This is a genomic window from Pseudocitrobacter corydidari (assembly GCF_021172065.1).
Classification (GTDB): domain Bacteria; phylum Pseudomonadota; class Gammaproteobacteria; order Enterobacterales; family Enterobacteriaceae; genus Pseudocitrobacter; species Pseudocitrobacter corydidari.
This window is the reverse complement of the sequence record NZ_CP087880.1, coordinates 917,041-937,316: the sequence shown is the minus strand read 5'-3', so window position 1 is coordinate 937,316 and position 20,276 is coordinate 917,041. Positions and strand designations below refer to the sequence as shown.

Here is a 20,276-nt window from a genome sequence, read left to right as displayed (position 1 = left end):
GGAAACTGCAATGACGATTACGCGTATTGATGCCGAAGCCCGCTGGTCTGATGTCGTGATTCACAACCAGACGCTGTACTACACCGGGGTACCGGAAAATCTGCAAGCAGATGCTTACGAGCAAACAGCGAACACTCTGGCGCAGATTGACGCGATTTTGCAAAAACAGGGTAGCGATAAAACCAAAATTCTTGATGCGACGATTTTTCTCGCCAACGGAGATGATTTCGCCGCAATGAACAAAGCGTGGGATGAATGGGTTGTTGCGGGCCATGCGCCGGTGCGTTGCACCGTGCAGGCCAGACTGATGAAAGCGGAGTATAAGGTCGAAATTAAAATTATCGCCGCAGTATAACTGCCCTACTCTTCTTCATCCTCATCTTCAAAACGCGCCACAATCTGCTCGCCCGTGTGGGTGGCGCGAATTTCTGCGGCGACCAGCGCAATCGCTTCGCCGCTGCTCATTCCCTGAGAAATGAGGTCATGAATACGTTCTACCGCTTGTTGCTGCTGCTCGTGGGTCAGCGAAGGTAATCCTGCAAACATGTTTGACTCCTGCTACATTGTTGGCGCTTATTATTTCACGCTGTTTGGGTTTGAGGAAGATGTTACTCCCTTCAATGATTACGTTACCGTGGCGACAGGATGCCGCTGAGCACTATTTTGCGCCGTTTAGCCACCAGCCGTGGGCGATGCTACTGCACTCGGGCCATGCGGACCATCCACACAGTCGTTACGACATTCTGGTTGCGCAACCTCTCACTATCCTGGTGACACAGGGCGAAACAACCACGATTACGCGCGGCAGTGAGCATACCGCGTCATCGCAGGATCCGCTCTCTCTTTTACAAGCAGAACTCGATGCCCATGCGTTCAATACCGATTCGCTTCCTGATATGCCGTTTACCGGCGGTGCGCTGGGGCTTTTCGGCTACGATTTGGGTCGCCGCTTTGAGCAACTTCCCCATCATGCGCAGCAGGATATTGACCTGCCGGATATGGCGGTGGGCATTTATGACTGGGCGCTGATTGTCGATCATCATCAGCAAACGGTGACACTGGTCAGTCAGCGTAACGCGCAGGAGCGTCTGGACTGGCTGCTGAATCAGCAGGGGCAATCGAGGCTGCCATTTGCGCTAACCTCGGCGTGGCAGGCAAATATGAGCCGGGAAACGTATGGCGAAAAATTCCGCCAGGTGCAGGCGTATCTGCAGAGCGGCGATTGTTATCAGGTCAACCTTGCCCAGCGTTTTCAGGCGAGTTATACCGGTGATGAATGGCAGGCTTTCGTTCAGCTCAACCGCAGTAATCGCGCACCATTCAGCGCGTTTATCCGACTTGAAGAAGGGGCGATTTTAAGCCTCTCGCCGGAGCGGTTCATTCTGCTGGAACACGGCGAGATTCAGACGCGCCCGATTAAAGGTACCCTTCCACGCCTGGCCGACGCCACTGAAGACGCCGCACAGGCTGAACGCCTGGCAAACTCGCCGAAAGATCGCGCCGAGAATCTGATGATTGTCGATTTGATGCGCAACGATATTGGCCGCGTCGCGGTGCCGGGCAGCGTTCGCGTGCCGGAACTGTTTGTGGTCGAGCCCTTCCCGGCAGTGCACCATTTGGTGAGTACTATTACCGCAACCTTGCCGGATACGCTCCACGCCAGCGACCTGCTGCGCGCGGCGTTTCCAGGTGGTTCGATCACCGGTGCGCCGAAGGTGCGGGCCATGCAGATTATCGACGAACTCGAACCGCATCGCCGTAACGCCTGGTGCGGCAGCATCGGGTATCTCAGCGCCTGCGGCAACATGGATACCAGCATCACCATTCGCACCGTTACCGCCTGGCGCGGGCAGGTTTACTGTTCCGCCGGGGGTGGTATTGTGGCAGACAGCAACGAAGCAGCGGAATATCAGGAAACGTTTGATAAAGTTAACCGTATTCTGCATCAACTGGAGTCGTAACCATGGCATCCCCTGCTCTGAACCTGGATGATTTTCTTTCTCGCTTTCAACTGCTGCGCCCGCAGGCGAGCCGCATGACGGTCAATCAGCGCCAGGCGGCGGTGCTGGTGCCGATTGTGCGGCGCCCTGAGCCCGGTTTGCTGCTGACCCAACGTTCAGCAAAGTTGCGCAAACATCCTGGTCAGGTAGCCTTCCCTGGGGGCGCGGTCGATAGCACCGATGCGTCGCTGATTGCCGCCGCGCTGCGTGAAGCGCAGGAAGAGGTCGCCATTCCGCCAGAGAGTGTTGAAATCATCGGCATGCTGCCGCCGGTCGATAGCGTAACCGGTTTTCAGGTCACGCCGGTGGTCGGCGTTATTCCGCCAAATCTGCACTATCACGCCAGCGTCGATGAAGTGTCATCGGTATTTGAAATGCCGCTGGCAGAGGCCCTGCGGCTCGGGCGTTACCATCCGCTCGACATTCATCGCCGGGGCGATTCACACCGTGTATGGCTTTCGTGGTACCAGCACTATTTTGTCTGGGGCATGACCGCCGGCATCATCCGTGAACTGGCCTTACAAATAGGCGTGAAACCCTGACTATACTTAGCGTAACAGGAAGATGTTCGGTATTAGTAAAACAGGATCGATTCATTAGTTTAATTCATGTGAATAGTTCAGCCGAATATCCGGTTCCCTCATACACTATGCGCAATTATAACATCGTTGCCGCAACACGCTGGTAACCCTGTCAGGAGTAAGAAAGTGATTAGTATATTCGACATGTTCAAGGTGGGGATTGGCCCCTCATCTTCCCATACTGTAGGGCCGATGAAAGCGGGCAAGCAGTTCGTCGATGACCTGGTCGAAAAAGGTTTGATTGATGATGTTACCCGCGTCGCGGTTGATGTCTACGGTTCTCTCTCGTTAACCGGTAAAGGTCACCATACTGATATCGCCATTATTATGGGTCTGGCGGGCAATCAGCCTGCGACGGTCGATATTGATGCTATTCCCGCGTTTATCCGCGACGTCGAAACCCGTGGCCGTCTGCTGCTGGCGCAGGGGCGCAAAGAAGTCGACTTCCCGAAAGATAACGGCATGCGTTTCCACAATGGCAACCTGCCGCTGCATGAAAACGGCATGCAGATCCACGCCTGGGCGGGTGAAACGGAACTCTACAGCAAAACCTATTACTCCATCGGCGGCGGCTTTATCGTTGATGAAGAACATTTCGGCAAAGATGCGGTCGATGAGGTGAAAGTGCCTTACCCGTTCGCTTCCGCGACCGAAATGCTGAACTACTGCAAAGAGACCGGCCTGTCACTTTCTGGCATGGTGATGCAGAACGAACTGGCGCTGCACAGCAAGAAAGAGATTGAAGAGTACTTCGCTAACGTCTGGCAGACCATGCAGGCCTGTATCGACCGCGGCATGAATACTGAAGGCGTGCTGCCAGGTCCGCTGCGCGTACCGCGTCGCGCCTCCGCGCTGCGTCGCCTGCTGGTCGCCAGCGATAAGCTCTCTAACGACCCGATGAACGTGGTCGATTGGGTGAATATGTTCGCGCTGGCGGTGAACGAAGAGAACGCCGCCGGGGGCCGTGTGGTCACTGCGCCAACCAACGGCGCCTGCGGGATCGTGCCAGCAGTACTCGCCTATTACGATCACTTTATTGAATCCGTTAGCCCGGATATCTACATTCGCTACTTCCTCGCCGCCGGGGCAATTGGCGCGCTCTATAAAATGAACGCCTCTATTTCCGGCGCAGAAGTCGGTTGTCAGGGCGAAGTGGGCGTGGCCTGTTCCATGGCGGCTGCGGGTCTCGCAGAACTGCTGGGCGCCAGCCCGGAACAGGTTTGCGTGGCGGCGGAAATCGGTATGGAACACAACCTGGGTCTCACCTGCGACCCGGTTGCCGGTCAGGTTCAGGTTCCATGCATTGAACGTAACGCGATTGCCTCGGTAAAAGCGATTAACGCCTCACGGATGGCGATGCGCCGTACCAGCGAGCCGCGCGTCTCACTCGATAAAGTCATCGAAACGATGTATGAAACCGGGAAAGATATGAACGCAAAATACCGCGAAACCTCACGCGGCGGCCTGGCGATTAAAGTACAGTGTGACTAACCTCTCCTCGCCCATCTTCGGATGGGCGATTTATTTCTCTCTTTTACCTCACTTTTTTCTTCGCGCACCGCTAAACTTGCTTGTGTTGCCGTAAAAGGCTCTGGCCAGGTATTGAGCATCGGATATGCAATCTGCGCACTGGATAGTAAAACAATATCTCCATAAGCGTATTCTTCTCTGTGTCCTGGTGGCGCTGGGTGTCTTTTCGCTTACGCTGGGTATTGGATTTATTTTACAGCGTAGCGAAAATAAACAGCAGATAGAAAGCTATACCCTGCGCGCAGTAACTACGATGGATAAGATCCTTCGGAGCCTGGAAAAAGAGCGCATTCGCCTGCAACCCCTTATCGGAAAACCCTGTAATGACAGTCTGTTACAGCTTCGTCAGCAGGTCGCAACCTTAAAAACCGCGCGCTCTATTTTCCTGGTCAAGGACGGTATTCTTTACTGCTCCAGCGCCTTCGGCGAGCGCGATATTCCGTTGCGCAAACTGCAGCCCAGGTTAGCGGACAGCAAGCCTAAAATCATCCTGACAATAGATCGTTCGCTGGTCAAAGGAAGTCCCGTGTTGATGCAGTGGTTCCCGGCAGCGCAGGACGACCAAAACGGTGTGGTGATCGGCATTAACATTGATTTGGTCAGCGAAATGATTCTCGACCCTTCCCCGCCGCTCATAACCCGTACCAGTCTGAACATCGATAACGCCTATTACATGGACGGTGTCGGCATTACCGAACAGCGATTACAGCGTAAAGGTGAGATGTTCTATTCGCAGGCATCGCGCGCCTATCCTTTCAGCATTGCCGTCAGTGGCCCCTCTTTCTGGATGCTGGCATTGCGTGAGTTACCCGGCAGGCTGCCGCTGGCGTTGATCTTCGGCCTGCTTTTCGCCTGGATAACGTGGATTGCGACCGCCAGACGCATGAGCTTTTCCTGGGAAATCAACATGGGCATTGCCCAGCGCGAATTCACACTTTTCTGCCAGCCGCTGCTGAACACCCGCGCCCAGCGCTGCGACGGTGTAGAGATTCTGCTGCGCTGGAACAATCCTCGTTTAGGGCCGATCGCACCAGATGTGTTTATCCCCATTGCCGAAGCCAAAAATCTTATCCTGCCGCTGACCCGCTATGTGCTGAATGAAACGGCACAGCAGCTGCACTACTTTCCCGCGGATCCTAAGTTTCATATTGGCATCAACGCGGCCGCAGCGCATTTCCGTGACGACAAGCTGCTGCTTGAAGACCTCAATAACCTGTGGTTTAGCGTAAAGCCCGTCGTCCAGTTAACCATTGAACTGACCGAGCGCGATGCGCTGCACGACGTGAACAGTGAGCTTTTACGCGAACTGCACAGCAGAAAAGTCCAGCTGGCGATTGATGATTTCGGGACCGGCAACAGCTCGCTCTCGTGGCTTGAGAAACTGCATCCCGATGTGCTGAAAATTGATAAGTCGTTTACCCATGCGATTGGCACCGATGCGGTCAATTCGACGGTAACGGACATTATTATTGCGCTGGGGCAACGATTGAATATTGAACTGGTTGCGGAAGGGGTGGAAACGCCGGAGCAGGCAAACTATTTGCAACGCCACGGCGTCCATTTACTGCAAGGTTATCTCTACGCGCCGCCAATGCCACTGGCGGAATTCCCCCAGTGGCTGGCGAAGCATAACGGGCCACCTCCGCCCGTTATGCCCTAGGGGCCCGCGTTACTCTTCTTCGTCATGTTCTGACGGTTGCTTCACCACGCGCACCTGATCGATGCGGTAGTTATTGGCTTCGGTGATGGTTATCTGCAACGGCGCCAGTTCAATCACATCGCCCACTTTCGGGATATGCCCGTTTACGGCAATCACCAGACCCGCAACGGTGGCGATATCTTCTTCCTCATTCACCAGGTTATCGATTCCCAGCGCCTGTTGCAGCGCGTGCAGGTCGGTACCGCCTTTCACCACCCAGCCTTCGCCATCGGCGACGATTTCCGGTGTTTCATCGGCATCCGGGAATTCACCGGCGATAGCTTCCAGCACGTCCAGCGGCGTCACCAGCCCCTGCACCACACCAAATTCGTTGGTGACGATAACAAAGCTCCCCTTTGCCCGACGCAGCACGCCCAGCAGGTTAATCGGGTCGAGTGTATCCGGCACAACAATGGCCGGATGCGCCGAGGCAATCGCCGCCACGTCATCACCCGCTTCCAGCGCCACCAGCATCTCTTTGGCACGCACGATGCCGATAACCTCATCCAGTTCACCGCGACACACCGGGAACAGGCTGTGCGGCGACGAAAGCAGTTGTTGGCGGATTTCGTCTTTGCTGAGGTCGGCATCGACCCAACTGATTTCACCGCGCGGCGTCATAATGCTGCGCAGGGAACGCGAAGCCAGCGTCAGCACGCCGTTGATCATATAGCGTTCTTCTTCCGCAAACGCACCTTCCGGCACTGACACAGGCGTCGGGTTATCACCTTCCTGCTGCGGGCTGGCCTGCTTACGGCTGCCCATCAGGCGCAGAATGGCATCTGCTGTACGCGCACGCAGCGGCAGCGTGGACTGGTGGCGAATGAAGTTACGACGCGCAATCTGGTTAAACAGTTCGATAATGATGGAGAAACCAATCGCCGCGTACAGGTAGCCTTTCGGAATATGGAAACCGAAACCTTCCGCCACGAGGCTCAAACCAATCATCAGCAGGAAGCTCAGACAGAGCACCACCACCGTCGGATGCTGATTGACAAAATTCGTCAGCGGCTTGGAAGCCAGCAACATCACGCCCATCGCAATCACCACGGCCGCCATCATGACAGGCAGATCGTTCACCATCCCCACGGCGGTAATCACCGCATCAAGGGAGAAGACGGCATCCAGCACCACAATTTGCAGCACCACGACCCAGAAGCTGGCGTAGCCTTTGCCGTGACCGGCATCGTGCTGACGGTTTTCCAGCCGTTCATGAAGCTCGGTTGTCGCCTTGAACAACAGGAACAGACCACCCAGCAGCATGATCAAATCACGCCCGGAGAACGAGTAATCCCACACGCTGAACAGCGGCGCGGTGAGCGTGACCATCCACGAGATCACCGAAAGCAGGCCCAGACGCATAATCAGCGCCAACGACAAACCTATCAGGCGCGCTTTATCACGCTGTTTTGGCGGAAGTTTATCCGCAAGGATCGCGATAAAGACCAGGTTATCAATACCCAGCACGATTTCCAGGACGACAAGCGTCAACAAACCGGCCCAGATTGACGGGTCCATTAACAATTCCATGAGCGACTCCAGCTAACAAGATGACGCGTCATCGCGCTGTCAGATACAGGCGTGACAATTTCGGACAAAAGGGAACGGTGGCGCGGCTGGCCGGGATGTACTGCACAAATGTGCGATGTGAATGTGTAAAGGCGTCGGTGACGGTCCATACTTTGGGCTACTGCCCTATACTCCTGCAAAATTAAACGGAAGCTAAACATAGCAAAAACTGATCACAATTTGGCAAAGATTTACCTGTCTTTGCAATAAGTAAGATTATTTTTTGCGCCGCAAAATAATTGGCCCCCTTTGACTAAATTACGGATCTTCATCACATTAATTATTTTTTCACTATCTAAAATAATTCTCGGCAGTTATTAATTTTTTCTCTCAAACCCTTATCTGAATCGATTCGGTCACGATATCGCTTCAACAAGCATCAGCCCGCCTGATGCAACGATAATAAAAGGAGGTAGCAAGTGACGATTGCTATTGTAATAGGCACACATGGTTGGGCAGCAGAACAACTGCTGAAGACAGCAGAGATGCTGTTGGGCGAGCAGGAAAATGTGGGTTGGATCGATTTCGTGCCTGGCGAGAATGCCGAGACGCTGATCGAAAAATACAACGCGCAGCTGGCAAAGCTTGATACCAGCAAAGGCGTGTTGTTCCTCGTTGATACCTGGGGCGGAAGCCCGTTCAACGCGGCCAGCCGTATTGTTGTCGATAAAGAACAGTATGAAGTCATCGCGGGCGTCAACATCCCGATGTTAGTGGAAACGCTGATGGCGCGTGATGATAACCCATCGTTTGATGAGCTGGTGGCGATTGCCGTTGAAACCGGTCGTGAAGGAGTGAAAGCGCTCAAAGCGAAGCCGGTTGAAAAAGCCGCACCTGCCCCGGTCGCAGCGAAACCTGCGGCTCCGGTTAAACCGATGGGTGAAAATGACTACATGGTCATTGGCCTGGCGCGTATCGATGACCGTTTAATCCACGGTCAGGTAGCAACCCGCTGGACCAAAGAAACCAACGTCCGCCGCATCATCGTCGTCAGCGATGAAGTTGCCGCAGATACCGTACGTAAAACCCTGCTGACGCAGGTTGCTCCTCCGGGCGTAACCGCGCATGTGGTTGATATTGCCAAGATGCTTCGCGTCTACAACAACCCGAAATACGCGGGTGAACGAGTGATGCTGCTGTTCACGAACCCAACGGATGTCGAACGCCTTGCTGAAGGTGGTGTGAAATTCACCTCCATCAACATCGGTGGTATGGCCTTCCGCCAGGGTAAAACTCAGGTGAATAACGCCGTTTCGGTCGATGAAAAAGATATCGAAGCGTTCAAGAAACTGAACGACCGTGGTATCGAACTGGAAGTCCGTAAGGTCTCCAACGATCCGAAACTGAAAATGATGGATCTGATCAACAAGATTGGTAAATAAGCTATCTCGTTGATTGTCACTCAGTTTTCACACTTTAGTCTTACGTTTATAGGAGAAGTACAATGGAGATTACCACTCTTCAAATTGTGCTGATATTCATCGTTGCCTGTATCGCAGGTATGGAGTCGATCCTTGATGAGTTTCAGTGCCACCGACCGCTCGTTGCCTGTACTCTGGTCGGTATCGTTCTCGGCGACATGAAAACCGGTATCATCATCGGTGGTACGCTGGAAATGATCGCCCTCGGCTGGATGAACATCGGTGCGGCGGTTGCGCCTGACGCCGCGCTGGCATCCATTATCTCTACCATTCTGGTTATTGCAGGTCATCAGAGCATCGGCGCCGGTATCGCGCTGGCAATTCCTCTGGCAGCCGCAGGCCAGGTTCTGACCATCATCGTACGTACCATTACCGTGGCATTCCAGCACGCAGCGGATAAGGCGGCCGAAAACGGCAACCTGACGGCGCTCTCCTGGATCCACGTCTCCTCCCTGTTCCTGCAGGCGATGCGTATCGCTATCCCGGCAGTGATCGTGGCGGTGTCCGTGGGTACCAGCGAAGTGCAGAACATGCTGAACGCGATCCCGGAAGTGGTCACCAGCGGCCTGAACATCGCCGGTGGTATGATCGTTGTCGTCGGTTACGCCATGGTTATTAACATGATGCGTGCAGGCTACCTGATGCCGTTCTTCTACCTGGGCTTCGTCACCGCTGCCTTCACCAACTTCAACCTGGTTGCGCTGGGTGTGATTGGTGCGGTAATGGCGATTCTGTACATTCAGCTGAGCCCGAAATATAACCGCGTTGCGGGTGCTGCGGCTCCGGCTGCTGGCGCGAATGATCTTGATAACGAACTGGACTAACAGGTGAGCGACATGGTTGATACAACTCAAACTACCACCGAGAAAAAACTCACTCCGAGCGATATCCGTGGCGTGTTCCTGCGTTCAAACCTGTTCCAGGGTTCATGGAACTTCGAACGTATGCAGGCGCTGGGCTTCTGCTTCTCCATGGTACCGGCGATCCGTCGTCTGTATCCTGAGAACAACGATGCGCGTAAACAGGCTATCAAGCGTCACCTGGAGTTCTTTAACACCCATCCGTACGTTGCTGCACCGGTTCTGGGCGTAACGCTTGCGATGGAAGAACAGCGTGCTAACGGCGCTGAAATTGACGATGCGGCAATCAACGGTATCAAAGTCGGTCTGATGGGCCCGCTGGCTGGCGTCGGCGACCCGATCTTCTGGGGTACTGTGCGTCCGGTCTTCGCGGCGCTGGGTGCGGGTATCGCGATGAGCGGTAGCCTGCTTGGGCCTCTGCTGTTCTTCATCCTGTTTAACGTGGTGCGTCTGGCTACCCGTTACTACGGTGTGGCGTACGGCTACCGTAAAGGTGTCGATATCGTTAAAGATATGGGCGGCGGCTTCCTGCAGAAACTGACTGAGGGGGCGTCAATCCTCGGCCTGTTTGTCATGGGGGCATTGGTTAACAAGTGGACGCACGTCAACATCCCGCTGGTGGTTTCGACCATTACCGGTCAGGATGGCCAGACGCGCGTCACCACCGTGCAGACCATCCTGGACCAGCTGATGCCGGGCCTGGTGCCGCTGCTGTTGACCTTCGCCTGTATGTGGCTGCTGCGTAAGAAAGTCAACCCGCTGTGGATCATCGTTGGCTTCTTCGTCATCGGTATCGCGGGCTACGCTGTCGGCCTGCTGGGTCTGTAATATCTGTTGTACGCCGGGGGCTCAGGCCCCCGGTTTTTTATTCGGAGGCTTAATGACAATAACGGATTGGGTACTGGTTTTCTTCATCATCGCACTGCTGGCTTTCGCTATTTACGACCAGTTCATCATGCCCCGCCGTCATGGCGCCACGCTGCTTTCTATCCCCCTTCTGCGTCGTAACCGTATTGATGGCGCAATTTTCGTCGGTCTCATCGCGATTCTTATCTATAACAACATCAATAATAATGGTGCGCAAATCACCACCTGGCTGTTATCGTCGCTGGCATTGATGGGCCTTTATCTGTTCTGGATCCGCAGCCCAAAAATCATTTTCAAATCGGCAGGCTTTTTCTTCGCCAATATCTGGATTGAATATCCACGGGTGAAACAGATGAATTTATCCGAGGATGGCGTACTGGTGATGCAATTAGAACAACGACGTCTGCTGGTTCGTGTGAAGAATATTGATGACCTCGAAAGGATCTCTAAACTTCTTCTTTCTGCTCAATAGGTTGTAAATATAGCCAGTGCTATAATTGTGCTATTTTCAGGCACTTTTAATATAGCGCTGGCTATATTCCCTCAAAAAATGAACGATAATAATTAACGTTTTTCTCACCTTATTTCGCAAATGAAAATCGTTATCATTTAGTTAAAAGAAATAACACTTTCTGTTCTTGGTTTATATTCTAAAAATATGTTAAGGTTGCGTCCGTCGTTGGGGAGTAGCCGATTTTCAGTTATCTGAAAATGTGCGTGTCAACATACTCGTTGCAAAACGTGGCACGTGCGAACCATTCAACCCAGAATGGTTAGGCGAGACCATAGATGCGCTTACTGCTGTTTACTGGGGGCAGGAGTGTGTCATATGGATATTCCCGGTCTGGACGCTCTGATGAACGCATACGCAATTATTCTCCTCGCCCTTGGCATGTCGATGGATGCTTTCGCTGCATCGATGGGAAAAGGCGCAACGCTCCACAAACCCAAATTCTCTGAAGCCATCCGTACTGGCCTTATCTTTGGCGTTATCGAAACCCTTACCCCGCTGATTGGTTGGGGGCTGGGAATGCTCGCCAGTCGCTTTGTACTGGAGTGGAGCCACTGGGTGGCGTTCGTGCTGCTGGTCTTTTTAGGCGGGCGAATGATTGTCGAAGGATTCCGGGGCGACGATAGCGATGAAGAGTGCGAACCGCCCCGCCGTCACGGTTTCTGGTTATTAGTGACCACCGCAATTGCCACCAGCCTTGATGCTATGGCGGTCGGTGTCGGCCTGGCGTTTTTACAGGTCAATATTCTGGTGATGGCACTGGCCATTGGCTGCGCGACCTTCACCATGTCGACGCTGGGCATGATGATTGGCCGCTTTATTGGCCCGCTGCTCGGCAAACGGGCTGAAATTCTTGGCGGTATCGTGCTTATCGGTATTGGCGCAGAAATTCTCTACAGCCACTTCGCGGGTTAATCTTCCGAACGCTGCCAGGCATGAATGGCAAAATCGGTCTGGCAGTCAAAGTGTTCCTGCCCTTTCAGGGTTTCCCATACGTCTGGTTTCGCGCGCCAGGCAAACGGCGTCATCTGCAATAGCGTTACCGCTTCCGCCCCGCTCAACTGCATCGGATAGGCTAACGCATCGTGCGTTTGCAGCGTGAAGCCCGGCAACGTTTCCGAATGCGGGGCATGCAGCTGGACTTCGTCGTAAATCAGCCCTTTTAGCTCAACTAAATGTCGCGGCCCCGGCGTGACTGTAATCACCCATCCGCCCGGTTTAACGACTCTTGCCAGCTCTTCAGGGTTGCAGGGTGCGTAAATACGGACCACCACGTCCATGCAGTTATCTTCAAACGGCAGGCGCTGGCTGGAAGCGACACAAAAATCGACATTCGCATAACGCTTTGCCCCGGCGCGAATGGCGTTCTTTGCCACATCGAGGCCCCACGTGTGCCCGGCAATTTCGGCAAAAGCATGAGTGTAGTACCCTTCCCCGCAGCCGATATCCAGTAGTTGTGCTGGCTTAATCTCGTCAAGCTTCGCGCAAATAGCATCGCGTAAAGGTTGATAGTGCCCGGCATCAAGGAAGGCGCGGCGCGCCTGCATCATCTCTGCGCTGTCGCCCGGATCGCGGGAACGCTTATGCTGCACGGGCAGTAAATTGACATAACCTTCTTTCGCCATATCAAACTGATGGCGATGAGGACAACAATAGCTGTTTCCGCTGCGGGTGAGCGGCGCGTGGCAGAGCGGGCAACTCCAGGACATAACAACTCCGGGGAACATTCAAAGGGCGAAAGTGTACCGCTTTTCGCCCCTGAGTGGGAGGATTTACAGCGCAGGCGCCCCCGCAGGCGCGTGCATCACAATCAAATTATCTGAGCCCTGTGGTAAGCCATCCGGCATGACGTTCTCCAGACGTAATACATCGCCCATAATCTGGCTGAATACCGGTGCGGAAACCGCGCCGCCGTAATACTGTCCGTTCTGCGGTTCATTGATCACCACGACCAGCGCAAACTGCGGGTTGCTGGCGGGCGCCACACCTGCGGTATACGCGACATATTTATCGACATACTTCCCGTCGTCGCCAATTTTCTTGGCTGTCCCGGTTTTCACCGCGACGCGATAATCACGAACGGCGGCTTTTGTCCCGCCACCGCCCGGCAGCGCGACGCTTTCCATCATATGTTCAACCTGATGCACCAGGGGTTCGGGCATTACCCGATGACCGATGACCGGCGGATCGATACGGGTAATTGACAGGGGACGAGAAATACCAAAGCCGCCAATGGTCGCGTAAACGTGCGCGAGTTGCAGCGGCGTGACCATTAAGCCGTAGCCGAAGGCGAACGTCGCACGATCCAGCTCGCCCCAGTAACGACGATGCGGTAACAATCCCTGACTTTCACCGGTTAAGCCCAATCCGGTCGGTTCACCAAAACCAAACGCGGTGTAGGTGTCCAGCAGCTTTTGTACCGGCATCGCCAGTGAAAGACGCGAGACGCCCGTGTCGCTCGATTTTTGCAAAATACCGGTTAGGGTGAGCTCCGGATAATAGCCCACGTCACGAATGCGATGGCCGTCCAGTACATAAGGATGAGTATCGACCACGCTATCCGGGCGAACAATGCCCTGCTGAAGCGCCGTCATGATCACTAATGGTTTCACCGTGGAACCCGGTTCGAAGGTATCGCTGATTGCGCGGTTGCGGAAATCATCCAGCGTGGCAGCTTCGCGATTGTTCGGGTTGTAGTCCGGGTAGCTCGCCATTGAGAGAATTTCGCCAGTGTCGATTTTCACCAGTACCGCTGCGCCAGACGCGGCTTTGTTCCAGCGCACAGCGTTATCCAGCGCGTCTTCCGTTACCGTTTGCAATCGCTCATCAATACTGAGCTGAATGTTATGCGCAGGTACGGGGGCCATTTCGGTAATGTTTTCGATAACCCGGCCAAATTTATCCTTACGCACCTGACGCAAACCCGGTTTGCCAATGAGTTGGCTGTTAAAGCTTTTCTCAATACCTTCAATGCCCTGATCGTCGACATTCGTAAAACCTATCAGGTTCGCCGCGACGTGGCCGGCAGGATAAAAGCGGCGTGACTCTTCGCGCAGGTTAATGCCTGGCAGATGCAGCTTATCAATCCACTGCGCCTGAAGCGGGTCCACCTGGCGGGCAAGATAGAGAAATCGGCTGTGGGGGTGCGCATTGACGCGGGCCTGTAATGCGCTTAAGGAGAGGTTTAACGCTTTTGCCAGCGCCTGCCAACGATTATCGAAACCCACACCACCCTTCTCAATCAGGGTTTGCGGATCGACCCAAATCGCGCTGACCGGTACGCTCACAGCCAGCGGCCGGTTTTCGCGATCGACAATCATGCCACGTGGTACATCAATCGGTTCTTCGCGCACCGAGCGCATATCTTCCTGCTTGACCAGGTTATCGGGGGAGACAATTTGCAACCAGCCAACTCGCGCAAGGAGGAAGCCCAAACAGCTTAAAATACCGGCGCATACCAGACCAAACCGGACGGGGGTAAAGTGAGGGGGCTTCCCTCGGGATTTATCTTGCACTCTGACTCCAGTATTAAAAAGCAACGGACTGATTTAACAGGAATAGTTCAGAGATTTATCGCGCAACAATGCTAATAAGATCGCGGATTTGCAACAAAGGACGACCAGAAGGGAAATCAGAAACACTTTGCAAAGAATGTAAAAAGCCCCGCGGTTGCGAGGCTTTAAGGCTGATTATGATGCGCGCACGCATCAAAGCATCAGTGGCAGTCGAATCAGATTGCAGTTACGTTAACTGCAGCTGGGCCTTTCTGGCCGTCCTGAATTTCGAACTCAACGTTCTGGCCTTCAGCCAGAGTTTTGAAACCGTTACCCTGGATTGCAGAGAAATGTACGAATACATCTTTGCTGCCGTCAGCCGGAGTAATGAAGCCAAAACCTTTAGACTCGTTGAACCACTTAACTTGACCTTTAATCTTTGCCATTTGCAAAATTCCTTAGAGTGTTTTCTTCGCCCGTGGGCGCATTCATAGATAAAACTGAGACATGACTGCATGAGGCACTAATATAAGGTTCGGCAGAGAAGCGGTATTCAACGTCAACGTGTTTACTCAGGACTTCTTTACTGATAATGCCATACATAGACAGAACTGTACCTCGTTTAACCCAAAACGTGTTATCACATACAACGTTAATAATGGCAAGCCATTTTTAAACGTGTCTCGATCAGCCGCACAAATCATACAACAATCATTTGATCGACTACGCATTTATACGGCAAACCCTAATCCTGCCGCGCCCAGGCTCGTGTCTTGTATCTCACCTACCTTGCGGTAACGTAAGACTTTTTTACCATAGACCAACATTTTCTGTACGTCCAGAAAAGCGAAGCGGCATCAACATTTTTTTATATCGTTAGAATATTTTCGAGCTAATTTTTGAAAGGTGCATTTTGATAACCGGTTATAAGTAAGTAACGTTTCGCTATACTGCTGCCGTGACTCACACAAGCCAAATAATGTACTTAGGTTGCACCAAAATAATGAACGTTTAATGACATAGCGTTATCACCGCGCAATAAAAACGTTTCGCTAATACCGTACGGCAAATGCGGCTAGTAGGTTGCGCAAATAAAGTAGATATCCGTCACTCATACATTTGGGTGATGGATAATTGACCGGGTTGTTTGGCTGATAAAAAATTAATTATAAATACAATTAGATACGAAGCCGGGATTGAAAAACGACACCGAGCCTGCTTTGAGACGCATCAGGAAGATGGATGATAGGGAGAGGTAATACCGTTGTTCAGACTGCGTGCACCGCGGCGGTGCAACCTATGGTCTCCGGCAGCCTGGTTAGACAGCCGGAGTAAAGAGGAGAAAAGATTATCGTTCTGCCACCAGGCGAATGAAATCATCTTCATCTTCGTTTTTTGCTTCAACGGCTTTCTCTTCGACTGCCGGTTTTTCAGGTTCATTGGCTTCACAGAGTCGACGCAGCAGCGCATTCTGACGCTTTTGCTGATCCAACAATGCTTCAAGCAGTTCAATTTGCTCACTGGTGCGCGAACTTGCGCGGTTAACAAAGAACCAAAGTACCAGCCCCACGACCAGGAGCAGAACAGATACCACCACAGACGCCAGATTTAATGCCCCAGAACTTACTAGATCACTCATTTCACCACCTCAAAAGGAACGGGCTATTCTACCACTCGTATTAAGGAAGGAAATCGTTGATGGCAAAAATGTTTTACCAGGGAATGAATTTGTTGATGCTGCAGATCCCGTTAAAGAACTGAACATCCTGGTCGCACAACACGTTGAGCGTCTGAGTCCAGAGCAGCAAACAGGCCGCCAGTACGACAATCAGTAACACCCACCGAAATTTTTTCACTCCACACTCCACGACTTATAGCATTAACAGACGATCAAATTAACACGGACATCTTAAACCGCGGCTAACTGTACAGATAAATTCTGCTTTTAGGAATCATGGAGTTGTCTCGCAATATTGAAAAGCTACTCTATTATCAAGGATAGAAAAGACGTGAGGATGTCATGAGATTTGCGATCAGAACAATTATTATACTGGCCATTGTCTGGATTGGCATATTGCTGAGCGGTTATGGTGTTTTAATCGGCAGCAAGGAGAATGCTGGCGGTTTGGGGCTACAATGTAAATATCTGACCGCACGAGGCACCAGCACAGCACAATACGTTCATTCCAGCAGCGGGATCATTGGTCTGACCGATTGCCCGGTCCTGCGAAAAAGTGAAACTGTGGTTGATAATGGATAAAAAAATGCCGCGAACATCGCGGCGTTTTTTTGATTACGCGCTGAATCAGAACGGATAATCGTTATAGCCTAACTGCTCTGAAATCTTACGCGCCGCCGTATGCAGCATCGCCACATACTCGTGCAGACGTTCTTCAGAGAAACGCAGCGTCGGGAACGAAATACTCAAGCCCGCGATGACCACGCCAAAACGGTCAAAGACCGGTACGCCGATGCAGCGCAGACCTTCTTCCTGTTCTTCGTTATCTTCCCCATACCCCTGCTGACGAACCAGATCCAGAACCGGCATCAGTTCATCGGTGCTGGTGATGGTGCGATCGGTGCTGTGCTTGTATTCCACATCCTGCAGAATTTCACGCACTTCATCGCGGTCGCGCCAGGCCAGCAGCACTTTACCAATGGCGGTGCTGTAAAGCGGGTTACGACGACCTACGCGAGAGTACATACGCAAGTTGTACATCGAGTCAATTTTATGGATATAGACAATACTGTCTTCATCCAGCGCACCAAGGTGAATCGTCTCTTTGGTCAAACGCGAGAGTTCACGCATCTGAATGTCTGCGCTACGAATTAAATCAACGTTCTGTAATGCGCGTGCGCCCAGCTCAAACAGCTTAAGCGTTAACGAATATTTTTCAGATTCCCCTTCCTGGGCAACGTATCCCAATGATTTCATGGTCTGCAAAAAGCGATAAACAGTGCTTTTCGACATCATGACACGCTGCGACAGTTCGGTAATTCCGATTTCGCGCTCTTCACCAAGCGCCTGCAGGATGCCAAAAACCTTCAATACTGAAGAGACAGAATCTGGCTGTTTATCCAAATCTGCAACTGCCATTTATCACCTCATCGCAACTGTTTTATAAAAATTAGAACCGGTTTTTATTATAATTTCGCAAAGCGTTCGTCGCAATGAATCTTCTGCAACCTGGTTACAAATCTGCGACATACAGCCGAATAATCAATGCTAAAATAGTTTTCTGGCAAATAATTTCTTAAAAAACGCATTTTTCTCATGGATAAAAAACTCTCGGATGGCTTACCTGTCCCTCAACGGTATGGCGCTATCTTAACCATTGTGCTTGGTATTACGATGGCGGTGCTCGATGGGGCTATCGCCAACGTTGCCTTACCGACGATTGCCAGCGATCTGCATGCCTCACCGGCAGCGTCTATCTGGATAGTCAACGCCTATCAGATAGCTATCGTCATCTCGCTGCTGTCGCTGGCTTTTCTGGGGGACATGATTGGCTATCACCGGATCTACAAAATAGGCCTGATTGTCTTTACCCTCGCGTCTGGGCTGTGTGCGATGTCGAATTCGCTCGAGATGCTAACGCTTGCGCGTGTGGCGCAGGGTCTGGGTGGCGCTGCGCTCATGAGCGTGAATACGGCGCTCATTCGGCTTATCTATCCGCAGCGCCAACTGGGGCGCGGTATGGGTATTAACTCGTTTGTGGTTGCTGTCTCCTCAGCGGCCGGGCCGACCATCGCGGCGGCGATCCTGTCAGTCGCATCATGGCAATGGCTATTCCTTGTGAACGTGCCGCTGGGCGTTATCTCGTGGGTGCTGGCGGTGCGTTATCTGCCCGCAAACGGTTCGCGCAGCCAGGCCACGCGCTTCGATCTGCCAAGCGCAATCATGAATGCCCTGACGTTTGGTCTGCTGATCACCGCGCTGGGCGGTTTCGCGCAGGGGCAATCGACCACGCAGGTGGTCGCGGAAGTGGTGCTGTTACTGATTGTCGGTTTCTTTTTCATCCGTCGTCAGTTGCGTTTACCCGTACCGCTATTACCGGTCGATTTACTGCGTATTCCCTTGTTCTCACTCTCTATTTGCACCTCTATCTGTTCTTTCTGCGCACAGATGCTGGCGCTGGTCTCGCTTCCCTTCTTCCTGCAAACCATGATGGGGCGCAGCGAAGTGGAAACGGGTTTGCTGCTGACGCCCTGGCCTTTAGCCACCATGGTAATGGCACCGCTGGCCGGGTATCTCATTGAGCGAGTTCACGCCGGATTCCTCGGCGCGCTGGGCATGGCGGTAATGGCCTGCGGATTATTTGCGCTCGCCCTGCTGCCCTCTTCGCCTTCCGACCTGGATATCATCTGGCGCATGATCCTGTGCGGCGCAGGATTCGGGCTGTTTCAGTCGCCCAACAACCACACCATTATTTCCGCCGCGCCTCGTTCGCGTAGCGGTGGTGCCAGCGGGATGCTGGGTACGGCTCGCCTGCTGGGGCAAAGCACCGGTGCGGCGCTGGTGGCGTTAATGTTTAATGCGTTTGGCGATAGCGGGACACATGTGTCATTGCTGCTGGCGGGAAGTCTGGCGGTGGTAGCGGCGCTGTTTAGCGGCTTGAGGGTGACGCAACCGCGCGTGCAGAGCTAAAAAAAGCGCCTCACTTGAGGCGCTTTTTCATTATTTCAGATACTCGCCGGTACGCAGCGCTTCGATGCGCTTGTCCAGCGGCGGGTGAGTCATAAACAGCTCACTCAGCGTTTTGGACTTACCGTTGATGCAGAAGGCCATCATGCTGCTGGCTTCCTGTGGTTCGTAGCTGGTTTTCAGACGTTGCAGAGCAGCAATCATTTTTTCACGCCCGACCAGGCGCGCTGAACCGGCATCCGCGTGGAATTCACGGTGACGCGAGAACCACATGGTAATAATGCTGGCCAGAATACCGAACACCAGTTCAAGGACCATTGAAACCGCAAAATAGATAAGCGGGTTACCATTACCGCCCTCTTCACCTTCATCACGGTTACCGCTCAGGAAACCGGCGGCAATCTGCGCAATGACGCGCGAGATGAAGATAACAAAGGTGTTCACCACGCCCTGAATCAGCGTCATAGTCACCATATCACCGTTAGCCACGTGGCTAATCTCGTGCGCGATGACCGCTTCCGCTTCGTCACGGCTCATGTTCTGCAACAGACCCGTACTGACCGCTACCAGAGACGCATCACGGCGCGCACCGGTGGCAAAGGCGTTGATATCCGGCGCATGATAGATAGCGACCTGCGGCATACCAATACCGGCCTGACGCGATTGTTGCGCCACGGTGTCCATCAGCCAGCGCTCCGTTTCGTTGCGCGCCTGCTCAATCACTTCCCCACCCACAGATTTCAGCGCCATCCATTTCGACATCATCAGCGAAACGATAGAACCACCAAAACCAAATAGCAGAGCCATAATCAGCAGGCCCGTCATGCTGCTCGACTGAATTCCTGTCAGGCTTAGCACCAGCCCAAACACAACCATCACAGCAAGGTTGGTCAACAGGAAGAGCGCGATTCGCATCATAATTTACTTTTAACCTCGTTTTAACAAAACGCACTATGCGATTACCCACATCGTATGGGTATTAATACAATTTTCAACTATCCACGGCGGGTAAGTCACGAGAAAGACACAACTTTACATTTTTTCGCACACTTGCTTACGCGCGGTTTAGAGATGTAAAAAAACAGGCACAATCGCTTGT

21 protein-coding genes, 1 pseudogene and 1 riboswitch are annotated in these 20,276 nt (G+C 52.9%); of the genes and pseudogenes, 12 read left to right on the top strand and 10 right to left on the bottom strand.

From position 1 onward, the window contains the following. Positions 1-10 precede the first annotated feature (10 nt). A complete protein-coding gene (locus tag G163CM_RS04355) occupies positions 11-355 on the top strand; it encodes a RidA family protein (RefSeq protein WP_015964080.1) in 345 nt (114 codons plus the stop codon). A 5-nt stretch (positions 356-360) separates the two neighbouring features. Here G163CM_RS04355 and G163CM_RS04350 read toward each other — a convergent pair whose 3' ends face one another. Continuing rightward, positions 361-546, bottom strand: coding sequence for a YoaH family protein (locus G163CM_RS04350; RefSeq protein ID WP_015964079.1), 186 nt, complete (start codon positions 544-546; stop codon positions 361-363). Between the two features lie 59 nt (positions 547-605). Here G163CM_RS04350 and pabB point away from each other — a divergent pair, with 59 nt between their 5' ends. The 4 genes from pabB (at position 606) to G163CM_RS04330 (ending at position 5,771) form a co-directional block, all read left to right on the top strand. Then, on the top strand, positions 606-1,961 hold the full coding sequence (gene pabB / locus G163CM_RS04345; RefSeq protein WP_231827036.1) for an aminodeoxychorismate synthase component 1: 1,356 nt from the start codon (positions 606-608) through the stop codon (positions 1,959-1,961). A 2-nt stretch (positions 1,962-1,963) separates the two neighbouring features. After that, the gene (locus tag G163CM_RS04340; protein WP_015964077.1) at positions 1,964-2,542 is read left to right on the top strand and encodes a CoA pyrophosphatase; all 579 of its coding nucleotides are present in this window, start codon (positions 1,964-1,966) and stop codon (positions 2,540-2,542) included. A gap of 165 nt (positions 2,543-2,707) precedes the next feature. After that, positions 2,708-4,072 (top strand): L-serine ammonia-lyase, encoded by a 1,365-nt coding sequence (sdaA, locus tag G163CM_RS04335; protein ID WP_231827035.1) that lies wholly within the window; start codon positions 2,708-2,710, stop codon positions 4,070-4,072. 124 nt (positions 4,073-4,196) lie between these two features. After that, the gene (locus G163CM_RS04330) at positions 4,197-5,771 is read left to right on the top strand and encodes an EAL domain-containing protein (protein WP_231827034.1); all 1,575 of its coding nucleotides are present in this window, start codon (positions 4,197-4,199) and stop codon (positions 5,769-5,771) included. Between the two features lie 9 nt (positions 5,772-5,780). On the opposite strand, the gene yoaE is transcribed toward G163CM_RS04330, so the two are convergent. Further along, a complete protein-coding gene (yoaE, locus tag G163CM_RS04325; RefSeq protein ID WP_231827033.1) occupies positions 5,781-7,340 on the bottom strand; it encodes a TerC family protein in 1,560 nt (519 codons plus the stop codon). Positions 7,341-7,798: 458 nt separating this feature from the next. Here yoaE and manX point away from each other — a divergent pair, with 458 nt between their 5' ends. The 5 genes from manX (at position 7,799) to mntP (ending at position 11,953) form a co-directional block, all read left to right on the top strand. Beyond that, complete coding sequence (gene manX, locus G163CM_RS04320; protein WP_231827032.1) at positions 7,799-8,761, top strand: PTS mannose transporter subunit IIAB; 963 nt, start codon at positions 7,799-7,801, stop codon at positions 8,759-8,761. Between the two features lie 62 nt (positions 8,762-8,823). Next, positions 8,824-9,624 carry a PTS mannose transporter subunit IIC gene (manY, locus tag G163CM_RS04315; RefSeq protein ID WP_149462785.1) on the top strand — a complete coding sequence of 267 codons (801 nt, stop codon included), beginning with the start codon at positions 8,824-8,826 and terminating at the stop codon, positions 9,622-9,624. 12 nt (positions 9,625-9,636) lie between these two features. Then, the gene (locus G163CM_RS04310) at positions 9,637-10,488 is read left to right on the top strand and encodes a PTS mannose transporter subunit IID (RefSeq protein ID WP_015964071.1); all 852 of its coding nucleotides are present in this window, start codon (positions 9,637-9,639) and stop codon (positions 10,486-10,488) included. Between the two features lie 52 nt (positions 10,489-10,540). Next, the gene (locus G163CM_RS04305; RefSeq protein WP_015964070.1) at positions 10,541-10,999 is read left to right on the top strand and encodes a DUF986 family protein; all 459 of its coding nucleotides are present in this window, start codon (positions 10,541-10,543) and stop codon (positions 10,997-10,999) included. A gap of 197 nt (positions 11,000-11,196) precedes the next feature. Then, a riboswitch (yybP-ykoY riboswitch) is annotated at positions 11,197-11,302 on the top strand. An 81-nt stretch (positions 11,303-11,383) separates the two neighbouring features. Beyond that, positions 11,384-11,953, top strand: a complete 570-nt coding sequence (gene mntP, locus G163CM_RS04300) for a manganese efflux pump MntP (RefSeq protein ID WP_041686431.1) — start codon at positions 11,384-11,386, stop codon at positions 11,951-11,953. Here mntP and rlmA read toward each other — a convergent pair. The 6 genes and pseudogenes from rlmA to mgrB all read right to left on the bottom strand — a co-directional run bounded on the left by rlmA (position 11,950) and on the right by mgrB (position 16,388). After that, positions 11,950-12,747, bottom strand: coding sequence for a 23S rRNA (guanine(745)-N(1))-methyltransferase (rlmA, locus tag G163CM_RS04295; RefSeq protein WP_231827031.1), 798 nt, complete (start codon positions 12,745-12,747; stop codon positions 11,950-11,952). The genes mntP and rlmA overlap by 4 nt on opposite strands. 63 nt (positions 12,748-12,810) lie before the next feature. Beyond that, a complete protein-coding gene (ftsI, locus tag G163CM_RS04290; RefSeq protein ID WP_231827030.1) occupies positions 12,811-14,553 on the bottom strand; it encodes a peptidoglycan glycosyltransferase FtsI in 1,743 nt (580 codons plus the stop codon). Between the two features lie 215 nt (positions 14,554-14,768). Then, on the bottom strand, positions 14,769-14,978 hold the full coding sequence (cspE, locus tag G163CM_RS04285; protein WP_001062678.1) for a transcription antiterminator/RNA stability regulator CspE: 210 nt from the start codon (positions 14,976-14,978) through the stop codon (positions 14,769-14,771). A 12-nt stretch (positions 14,979-14,990) separates the two neighbouring features. Then, positions 14,991-15,135, bottom strand: a pseudogene (locus tag G163CM_RS04280) (DUF2627 domain-containing protein). A 745-nt stretch (positions 15,136-15,880) separates the two neighbouring features. Then, positions 15,881-16,171, bottom strand: a complete 291-nt coding sequence (locus G163CM_RS04275; RefSeq protein ID WP_015964065.1) for a YebO family protein — start codon at positions 16,169-16,171, stop codon at positions 15,881-15,883. 73 nt (positions 16,172-16,244) lie between these two features. Beyond that, the gene (mgrB, locus tag G163CM_RS04270) at positions 16,245-16,388 is read right to left on the bottom strand and encodes a PhoP/PhoQ regulatory lipoprotein MgrB (RefSeq protein ID WP_015964064.1); all 144 of its coding nucleotides are present in this window, start codon (positions 16,386-16,388) and stop codon (positions 16,245-16,247) included. A 164-nt stretch (positions 16,389-16,552) separates the two neighbouring features. Between mgrB and G163CM_RS04265 the strand changes: the two genes are divergently transcribed. Beyond that, positions 16,553-16,792 carry a YobH family protein gene (locus G163CM_RS04265; protein WP_231827029.1) on the top strand — a complete coding sequence of 80 codons (240 nt, stop codon included), beginning with the start codon at positions 16,553-16,555 and terminating at the stop codon, positions 16,790-16,792. A 45-nt stretch (positions 16,793-16,837) separates the two neighbouring features. Here the strand turns inward: G163CM_RS04265 and kdgR are convergent, their stop codons facing one another. Then, the gene (kdgR, locus tag G163CM_RS04260; RefSeq protein ID WP_149462792.1) at positions 16,838-17,629 is read right to left on the bottom strand and encodes a DNA-binding transcriptional regulator KdgR; all 792 of its coding nucleotides are present in this window, start codon (positions 17,627-17,629) and stop codon (positions 16,838-16,840) included. A gap of 177 nt (positions 17,630-17,806) precedes the next feature. Between kdgR and G163CM_RS04255 the strand changes: the two genes are divergently transcribed. Next, positions 17,807-19,180 carry an MFS transporter gene (locus G163CM_RS04255; protein WP_015964061.1) on the top strand — a complete coding sequence of 458 codons (1,374 nt, stop codon included), beginning with the start codon at positions 17,807-17,809 and terminating at the stop codon, positions 19,178-19,180. 30 nt (positions 19,181-19,210) lie between these two features. Here the strand turns inward: G163CM_RS04255 and htpX are convergent, their stop codons facing one another. Next, positions 19,211-20,095 (bottom strand): protease HtpX, encoded by an 885-nt coding sequence (htpX, locus tag G163CM_RS04250; RefSeq protein ID WP_231827028.1) that lies wholly within the window; start codon positions 20,093-20,095, stop codon positions 19,211-19,213. Positions 20,096-20,276: the final 181 nt, after the last annotated feature.